This is a genomic window from Arthrobacter sp. SO3 (assembly GCF_020532825.1).
Lineage (GTDB): Bacteria > Actinomycetota > Actinomycetes > Actinomycetales > Micrococcaceae > Arthrobacter.
Map to the genome: position 1 here is coordinate 1 of NZ_MQTS01000144.1, position 8,791 is coordinate 8,791.

Consider the following 8,791-nt stretch of genomic DNA (forward strand, 5'->3'; position numbering starts at 1 on the left):
CCGCTGGACATGCCCTCCCCTGACCTGCACGAGTGGACATAGGGCCACTATGTCCACTCGCTGCCGCCTGCGCTGGGCATGTCCCTCGGGCCCAGCCGGGGGATTCCAGCAGGGCGGGCGCCGGGGACTGCGGGTGTTCAGCGGACGGCGACGCGGATCCGGTTGCGCCACGGGTCCTCGAAGCGCAGTTCGGCTCCGGTGTGGTGGGACTGGACCCCGGCGGTCTTGAGGCGGTCGGCGAGGGCTCCGATGTCGTCTCCGGCCGGTACTTCGATCAGCACCTCGCCAAGTCCCAGGGTGTCGCGGCGCGGGCCGGCGCCGCGGCTGTTCCAAACGTTCATGGCCATGTGGTGGTGGTAGCCGCCGGCCGAGACGAACAGGGCCTGGCCGTGCCAGCCCGCGGTCCGCTCGAAGCCGAGGGTTCCGACGTAGAAGTCCTGGGCGGACTGGACGTCGCCGACCTGGAGGTGGACGTGGCCGACGCCGGCCGCGGCTTCGCGCTGCCCGCTGACGGATTCCTCGGTGAGGAACTGCTCGAGGAAGCGCTGCGGCGGCAGCGCCAGGCTGTCCATGACCACGCTGGTGCCGTCCCAGGACCAGGCGTCGCGGGGGCGGTCCCAGTAGAGCTCGATGCCGTTGCCCTCGGGATCGTTGAAGTAGAACGCTTCGCTGACGAGGTGGTCGGCACTGCCGGTGATGGACTGCGGTTCGTACTGCGCCGCACTGGCGACAGTGGCGGCGAGGGAGGACTGGTCATCGAAGAGCAGTGCCGTGTGGAAGAGGCCGGCCTCGCCGCGGGACGGGACGCTCAGCCCCGGCGCCGGTGCCAGGTGGACCAGCGGCTTCTGCCGGCGCCCGAGGTACAGCCCGCCGTCCTGCTCCGCCACGATGTCGAGGCCGAGTGCGCGCTGGTAGTAGTCCGTCATGACCTTCATGTCGCCGACCTTGAGCATCACGGTGCCCATGGTGAGTTCGGCGGGAAGAAGATCATGGGTGCTGGTTTCTGCAGTCATGTGATCGCTCCGGTACTTGGCGGCCACCGACCTTCGATGACCTCATATAGATAAATTACTTGAAGCTTCAATTTATTCCTCATGGGCCAGGAGTGGTCCTACCGGACCAGTTCCCCGCGCAGCACGATGTGCCGCAGCTCCTGCAGGGTGGCCAGGTTGCGCCGCGGATCCTCGGCACAGACCAGCGCGTCGGCGCTGGCACCGTCGGTGATGCCGGCCGCCCCAAGCCAGGCCCGGGCAGCCCAGGAACCGGCGTCGAGGGCCGCCTTCGCAGGGAGTCCGGCGGCGTGCAGCGCCTGGAGTTCGTCGACGATGCGCCCGTGCCTGATGACGCTGCCGGCGTCCGTCCCGGCGTAGATGGTGACACCGGCTTCGAAGGCTGCCAGGACACGTTCCGCACGGCGCTCCCAGAGGGAGCGCATGTGCGCTGCGTAGCGGGGGAACTTCGCCTCCGCCTGCGCGGCGATGCCGGGGAACGTGGCGATATTGATAAGCGTGGGGACGATCGGAACACCCTGTTCGACGAAGCGCGCCAGATGCCGCGGGAGCAGGCCGGTCGCGTGCTCGATGCAGTCGATGCCGGCGTCGAGCATGTCATCCAGGGTGTCTTCGGCGAAGCAGTGCGCCGTGACCCGGGCGCCTTCGTCGTGGGCGGCCCCGATGGCTTGTTTCAGCACCCCGGCGGGGAAGCTCGCCGCGAGGTCGCCGGCGTCGCGGTCGATCCAGTCCCCCACGAGTTTGACCCAGCCGTCACCGGCCCGCGCCTGCTTGCGCACTGCCTCCACCAGATTCTCCGGCTCCACCTCGACGGCGAACCCGCGGAGGTACCGCCGGGTCCTGGCGATATGCCGGCCCGAGCGGATGATGCGGGGCAGGTCCGCGCGGTGCTGGATCCAGCGGGTGTCGTGGACGGCACCGGCATCGCGGACAAGGAGGGTTCCGGCGTCGCGGTCGGCCATGGCTTGTTCTTCCGCCAGTTGCTCCGGGACGTCCCCCTCGGGGCCAAGCCCGATGTGGCAGTGCGCGTCGACCAGGCCGGGAATGACCCAGCCGTCCAGGACAAGGTCCGGGGCGGAGGCGGGCCGCTGGAAGGTCAGGACGCCGCCGACGGACCACAATCCGTGGCGTTCCCTGTCGGGTCCGGTGAGGACGGTGCCGGTGAACTCGATGATGCTGGTCATGGCTTAAAGCCTAATCCGCATCGCGAGCCGCCGGCCCAGCCCATCCAGCCCCAGCTCCGCTTCGTGGGACCGCACGGCGGCCAGCGCCGGCCCGGGGTCATCGGGTTCCTCGAAGCCACAGCTCGCGTAAAACGGCGCATTGAACGGAATCCCCGCGAAGGTGCAAAGCGTCATCGATTGATAGCCACGGTCCCGGGCCGCGCCGATGGCGGCCTCCACCAGCGCACGTCCGAGCCCGCGCCCGGCAGCGTCGGGATGCACGGAAAGTTGTCCCAGATGGGGCTGGCCGCCGACCGCCTCGACGCGGGCAAACCCCACGGGCGGGTTTCCGGCGACCAGGATGAAGAGCGGAACACCTGCCGACGGCAATTCCGGGAGCACCTGGTGCCCCAGCTCCGCTTCGAGGAGGCGGTCAGCCGCCGCTTCAACAGCAGGCAGCGCCGCAAGGTCTTCCGGCGCCGCCTCCCTGATGCGGGGCACTGCCCTGGACTGCGTCACGATGCCACGCTAACACCGGGCCCTGACGGCCGCCGTCACACTCGACAGCCCTTCGGGCGGCACGTGGTAGCTTCGTCTACGACCACACGGGTGCCCTTGCAGGGGCTGAGATCGGGCTGACGCGGCCTGCGACCGTTGAACCTGTCCGGGTAATGCCGGCGAAGGAAGTGAGTGTTTCCGTGAACACACCATTGACGCAGCACAGCCCTGTCCACAACCAGCCAGCCGGCGAGCTGACGGGCCAGATGGAGCCCGACCCCCGTACGCGGTCGCTGGAGTCCCACTCCCTGGCGTTTGACCAGGACCTGGAACACGGCATCCGCGTCCCGGTGACCGAAATCGCCCTGGCGGGCTCCCCCGACGGTACCGGGAACGCCCCGTTCCGGGTGTACCGCACTGCCGGGCCCGGCAGCGATCCGGTCCGCGGGCTGGAGCCGTTCCGGGTGCCCTGGATTGAAGCCCGGGCTGACACCGAAACCTACGCCGGCCGGGCCCGGGCGCTGCTCGACGACGGGAAGTCCGCCGTGCGCCGGGGCGCGGCATCCGCAGAGTGGAGGGGCGAGCGGCCGGTGCCGCGGCGTGCGGTCGACGGCCGGACGGTCACGCAGATGCGCTACGCACGGGACGGGGTCATCACCCAGGAGATGCGGTTCGTCGCACTGCGGGAAAACTGCGAGGTGGAGCTCGTGCGCAGCGAGGTCGCGGCGGGCCGCGCCATTATCCCCAGCAATGTCAACCACCCCGAATCCGAGCCGATGATCATCGGTAAGGCGTTCCTGGTGAAAATCAACGCCAACATCGGCAACTCCGCGGTGACCAGCTCCATCGCCGAGGAAGTCGACAAACTCCAGTGGGCCACGCAATGGGGTGCGGACACGGTGATGGACCTCTCCACCGGCGACGACATCCACACCACGCGCGAGTGGATCCTCCGCAACTCCCCCGTCCCCATCGGCACGGTCCCCATCTACCAGGCGCTGGAGAAGGTCAACGGCGAGGCGAACGCCCTGACCTGGGAAATCTTCCGGGACACCGTGATTGAACAGTGCGAGCAAGGGGTGGACTACATGACCATCCACGCCGGCGTGCTGCTGCGCTATGTGCCGCTGACCGCGGACCGGGTCACCGGCATCGTGTCCCGCGGCGGAGCCATTATGGCCGGCTGGTGCCTGGCCCACCATCAGGAAAACTTCCTCTACACCCACTTCGACGAGCTCTGCGAAATCTTCGCCCGCTACGACGTCGCGTTCTCGCTCGGTGACGGCCTGCGGCCCGGTGCGACCGCAGACGCCAACGACGCGGCGCAGTTCGCCGAACTGGACACCCTGGCCGAGCTCACCCAGCGGGCCTGGGAGTTCGATGTGCAGGTCATGGTGGAGGGCCCCGGACACGTGCCGTTCCACCTCGTCCGGGAAAACGTGGAGCGCCAGCAGGAACTCTGCAAGGGTGCCCCGTTCTATACGCTCGGGCCGCTGGTGACCGATATTGCCCCGGGCTATGACCACATCACCTCCGCAATCGGCGCCACCGAGATCGCCCGCTACGGCACGGCCATGCTGTGCTACGTCACCCCCAAGGAACACCTCGGCCTGCCCAACAAAGACGACGTGAAGACCGGCGTCATCACCTACAAGATCGCGGCCCACGCCGCAGATCTCGCCAAGGGACACCCCGGAGCGCACGAACGCGACGACGCCTTGTCCAAGGCACGGTTTGAGTTCCGCTGGCGGGACCAGTTCGCGCTGTCCCTGGACCCCGTGACGGCCGAGTCGTTCCACGACGAGACGCTGCCCGCGGAGCCGGCCAAGACGGCCCATTTCTGCTCGATGTGCGGTCCCAAGTTCTGCTCCATGCGGATCAGCCAGGACATCCGCGATGAGTACGGGTCCGCCGACTCGCAGGCCGCGCTGGCGGGATTGGCAGCCGGGATGCGGGCGAAGAGCACCGAGTTCCTGGCCTCGGGCGGCAAGGTTTACCTGCCGGAGCCTGCCGTGGGCGGCCCCGCACCCCTCTAGGAGGCGTGGGCGTGCTGCTGCCGGCCGACGTCGGCGATGAACGCCCGGATGAGCCGGTTGCCCTCTGCTGAATCCTGGGGCCGGTGCCCGCCCGCCGCGGTGCGGTGCAGGGCGCCGGTCTCACGCAGGTAGCCTGCGATCTCCTCATAGAGCGGCTCCCAGCCTCCGGTCAGGACCAGCGTCGGGACGCCGGGAACGATCTGCAGCGGGGCTTCCCAGGGCGGAGCCTGCAGCCGCAGGCGGCGCGCCTCCCGCTGGTCCTCCGGACTTGGCGCACCCAGGGTCGCTTGTGCCGGGGTATGGGCCGCGAACACCCGGCGCACGAATTCGCGGTGGAAATCCTCATCACTCAGGTGGTGGCGGACTTCGAAGAGCGGCTGCATCAACGCGCGGTGGGCGGCAGTCGCCGGCTGGTCCGCGGTGAGCGAGAGGCAGGCCGGTTCCACGAGGGTCAGGGAGTGCACCAGGTCCGGGCGTTCGACGGCGGCCATCATCGCGGAGATGGCCCCTTGCGAATGGGCCACGACGTGGCCGCCGGCCCGGCCGCGGCCGTCGTCGGACAGGGCGCGGAGGACAATGGCGGCGTCGGCGGCGAAGTCCGTCTCCAGCGGCTCGGCGACGGGGTCATAACCGTGGCGGCGCAGGAACAGCGCGTCGTAGTTCAGCGCCATTCCGTGCTGTTTCGGCCACGCGGCAGCGCCGAAGCTGCCCGCCCCGTGGACGAAAACTACGCGCTGCTTGTACATGATCTAACCCTATGACACCGGCCCGGCAACGGGCCGCCGACATTTCGGCCGGGGGGCCCTATTTGCCGCCGCCGAGGAACTTGTCGAAGCCCTTGGGCAGGTTCAGCTGGGACGGATCGAAGTCGCCGCCCTGCTGCCCGAACGCGGCACCGGTCGGAAGGGCCTTGGCGCCTTCGGTCCGGCGGGCCTGGGCATCCTTGAGCTCCTGCGCGGCCTTGGCCGGGTTGCCGGAGCGGGCCTTCTTCTTGGGTGCGCTCTTGGCACCCTTCCGGGCCCCTCCGCCGCCCATGCCGGGCATCCCCGGCATTCCGGGCATGCCGGGCATGCCTCCGCCGGCAGCCATCTTCTTCATCATCTTCTGGGCCTGGGCAAAACGTTCCAGCAGGCCGTTGACCTCGGAGACATGCACACCGGAGCCGCGGGCAATTCTGGCCCGGCGGGAACCGTTGATGATTTTGGGGGCCACTCGTTCATGCGGGGTCATGGAACGCACGATCGCCTCGACGCGGTCAATTTCACGCTCGTCGAACTGCTCGAGCTGCTGCCGGATGTTCTGCGCCCCGGGCATCATCATGAGCATCTTCTTCATGGAACCCATGTTGCGGATCTGCTGCATCTGGGAGAGGAAGTCCTCCAGGGTAAAGTCTTCCTGGTCGGCGAATTTCTTCGCCATCCGGGCAGCCTCGTCCTTATCCCAGGACTTCTCCGCCTGCTCGATCAGTGTAAGCACGTCACCGAGGTCGAGGATGCGTGAGGCCATGCGGTCCGGGTGGAAGAGCTCGAAGTCGTCCAGGCCTTCGCCGGTGGACGCGAACATCACGGGTTTGCCGGTGACGGAGGAGACCGAGAGCGCGGCGCCGCCGCGGGCGTCGCCGTCGAGCTTGGAAAGCACGATGCCGGTGAAGTTGACGCCTTCGTCGAAGGCCATGGCCGTGTTGACGGCGTCCTGGCCGATCATGGCGTCGACCACGAACAGCACTTCGTTCGGAACGATGGCGCGGCGGATCTGGCGCGCCTGTTCCATCATCTCGGCGTCCACGCCGGTCCGGCCGGCGGTGTCAACGATGACGACGTCGTGCAGCGTGCGGCGGGCTTCCTCGACGCCGGCGCGGGCGACCGCGACCGGGTCGCCGGCCGGGTGGTCCAGTTCGGTGGAGGTCGCGCCCGGGTGCGGTGCGAAGACGGGCACGCCGGCGCGCTGGCCGACGACCTGGAGCTGGGTCACGGCATTGGGACGCTGCAGGTCGCAGGCCACCAGCATGGGGCTGTGGCCCTGCGCCTTGAGGTACTTGGAGAGCTTGCCCGCCAGGGTCGTCTTGCCGGCGCCCTGGAGGCCGGCAAGCATGATGATGGTGGGCCCGGTCTTGGCCAGCCGGATCCGGCGGGTCTCACCGCCGAGGATCTCCACGAGCTCCTCGTTGACGATCTTCACGATCTGCTGGCCCGGGTTCAGTGCGGCGGAGACCTCGGCGCCGAGGGCACGCTCGCGCACACGCCCGGTGAATTCGCGGACGACGGACACGGCGACATCGGCGTCCAGGAGGGCACGCCGGATTTCGCGGACCGTGGCATCAACATCCGCCTCGGTCAGGCGGCCCTTGCCACGGAGATTCTTGAAGGTTGCTGTCAACCGGTCAGAGAGTGAATTGAACACGCGCCGTGCACTTCTTTCAGTGGATCTGCGGATGGCGGCCGGTCCGGCACGCCAGCGTCGCGACTGATGTTCGCCTGAACGAACCGCCTCGACAACGGGACTCGACTATCTAGGGTACCAAGACGCGCCTTCAAGATGGCATGCTGACTTAGGTGACCAGCCAAACAACTGTGAAAACCTTGCTCATCCTGGGCGCCTCGGGCGACCTCACCGGAAGGCTCCTGCTGCCGGGCCTTGCCAGGCTCGTGTCCCGGGGACGCGCCGGCGGACTGACCCTGGTGGGCGCCGGGTCCGACGACTGGACCCCGGATCAATGGCTGGAACGCATTGAGGAGTCCTTCGCCGACGCCAACTCCCAGGCCGACGCCTATGGCCGGCGGGAACTGAAACGGATCCGCGAAACCACCAGCTACCACCAGCTCGACGTCACGGCCGAAGGGCAGCTGGCCGGACTGCTGGCGGAGCTGGAGGGGCCGGTCGCCGTGTATTTCGCCCTGCCGCCGCGCGTCAGCCAGCTGGCCTGCGAGGCGCTGGCTCCCGGCCAGGTGCCCGCCGGGACCCGGCTGGTCATGGAGAAACCCTTTGGTTCCAGCGCGGAATCCGCCCGGCACCTCAACCGCACCCTGGCCGCCCTGGTCCCGGAGGACCATATCCACCGGGTGGACCACTTCCTGGGCAAGGCGACGGTGCTGAACATCCTGGGCCTGCGCTTCGCCAACACCTTCCTGGAGCCGGTGTGGAACCGGGAGCACATCGAAAAGGTCGAGATCGTCTTCGACGAGGACCTCGCGCTGGAGGGGCGGGCCCGTTATTACGACGGCGCCGGAGCCTTGCGCGACATGATCCAGAGCCACCTTTTGCAGATCATGGCCCTGATGGCGATCGAGCCGCCCGCATCGGTGGACGAACGGGACCTCCGCGACGCCGTGGCCACGGTGCTGCGGGCCAGCAGCATCAAGGCCCCCTATGCCAAGAGCACGCGCCGCGCCCGGTACACCGCGGGATCCCTCGGCGGCCGCAAGGTTCCGGACTACGCCAAGGAAGAAGGCGTCGACGCGGCCCGCGGCACCGAGACGCTGGCCGAGGTCGAGGTGGAGATCGACAACTGGCGCTGGCAGGGCGTCCCGTTCATCCTGCGTTCCGGCAAGGCCCTGGGCACCAAACGCAAGGAAGCCGTGGTGACCTTCCGGCCGGTACCGCACCTGCCGAAAGGCTTTTCCGGGGTGGACTCCCCCAACCAGCTCCGGATCGGCTTCGGACCGGACACCCTGCAGTTCGACGTCGACGTGAACGGCCCCGGCGATGTCCTGAGCCTGGACCGCGCGACCCTGAAGGCCGAGCTCAGCGCCTCCGAACTGCTGCCGTACGGTGAAGTCCTCGAGGGCGTCCTGACCGGCGATCCCCTCCTCTCCGTCCGCGCCGATACCGCGGAAGACTGCTGGCGGATCCTGGAGCCCGTCCTCAAGGCCTGGGCCCGGGACAGCGCGCCCTTGGAGGAGTACGCCGCCGGTAGCGCCGGGCCGGACGGCTGGCCGCGCTGACCGGCGTCGTCGTCAGGTGGTCCACAGACCAAAACATCCGCAGACCAAAACAACGGCGGGCCGGGAACCCTTCCAGGTACCCGGCCCGCCTTGGTGTTGAAGCTGCCGGCTAGATGGCAGCCGATCCGCGCTCTCCGGTGCGG

General features: G+C 68.5%; 7 protein-coding genes and 1 riboswitch. Of the genes, 2 read left to right on the forward strand and 5 right to left on the reverse strand.

What is annotated here, in order from left to right; genetic code table 11:
- Positions 1–137: 137 nt before the first annotated feature.
- The 3 genes from BJQ90_RS13545 to BJQ90_RS13555 all read right to left on the reverse strand — a co-directional run bounded on the left by BJQ90_RS13545 (position 138) and on the right by BJQ90_RS13555 (position 2,692).
- Positions 138–1,013, reverse strand: a complete 876-nt coding sequence (locus tag BJQ90_RS13545; protein ID WP_226760774.1) for a VOC family protein — start codon at positions 1,011–1,013, stop codon at positions 138–140.
- Positions 1,014–1,111: 98 nt separating this feature from the next.
- The gene (locus tag BJQ90_RS13550; protein WP_226760775.1) at positions 1,112–2,194 is read right to left on the reverse strand and encodes an amidohydrolase family protein; all 1,083 of its coding nucleotides are present in this window, start codon (positions 2,192–2,194) and stop codon (positions 1,112–1,114) included.
- 3 nt (positions 2,195–2,197) lie between these two features.
- Positions 2,198–2,692, reverse strand: a complete 495-nt coding sequence (locus BJQ90_RS13555; RefSeq protein WP_226760776.1) for a GNAT family N-acetyltransferase — start codon at positions 2,690–2,692, stop codon at positions 2,198–2,200.
- Positions 2,693–2,768: 76 nt separating this feature from the next.
- Positions 2,769–2,876, forward strand: a riboswitch (TPP riboswitch).
- Here BJQ90_RS13555 and thiC point away from each other — a divergent pair.
- A complete protein-coding gene (thiC, locus tag BJQ90_RS13560; RefSeq protein WP_413463682.1) occupies positions 2,872–4,707 on the forward strand; it encodes a phosphomethylpyrimidine synthase ThiC in 1,836 nt (611 codons plus the stop codon). Its footprint overlaps the riboswitch before it by 5 nt.
- On the opposite strand, the gene BJQ90_RS13565 is transcribed toward thiC, so the two are convergent.
- On the reverse strand, positions 4,704–5,453 hold the full coding sequence (locus tag BJQ90_RS13565) for an alpha/beta hydrolase (protein WP_226760777.1): 750 nt from the start codon (positions 5,451–5,453) through the stop codon (positions 4,704–4,706). The genes thiC and BJQ90_RS13565 overlap by 4 nt on opposite strands.
- Positions 5,454–5,511: 58 nt before the next feature.
- Positions 5,512–7,107 carry a signal recognition particle protein gene (gene ffh, locus BJQ90_RS13570; RefSeq protein ID WP_226760778.1) on the reverse strand — a complete coding sequence of 532 codons (1,596 nt, stop codon included), beginning with the start codon at positions 7,105–7,107 and terminating at the stop codon, positions 5,512–5,514.
- 152 nt (positions 7,108–7,259) lie between these two features.
- Between ffh and BJQ90_RS13575 the strand changes: the two genes are divergently transcribed.
- The gene (locus BJQ90_RS13575) at positions 7,260–8,648 is read left to right on the forward strand and encodes a glucose-6-phosphate dehydrogenase (RefSeq protein ID WP_226760779.1); all 1,389 of its coding nucleotides are present in this window, start codon (positions 7,260–7,262) and stop codon (positions 8,646–8,648) included.
- Positions 8,649–8,791: the final 143 nt, after the last annotated feature.

Coding starts and splice junctions, on each gene's coding strand:
- BJQ90_RS13565 (WP_226760777.1), bottom strand. CDS start 5,453: ATGTACAAGCAGCGCGTAGTTTTCGTCCACGGGGCGGGCAGCTTCGGC.
- BJQ90_RS13545 (WP_226760774.1), bottom strand. CDS start 1,013: ATGACTGCAGAAACCAGCACCCATGATCTTCTTCCCGCCGAACTCACC.
- BJQ90_RS13550 (WP_226760775.1), bottom strand. CDS start 2,194: ATGACCAGCATCATCGAGTTCACCGGCACCGTCCTCACCGGACCCGAC.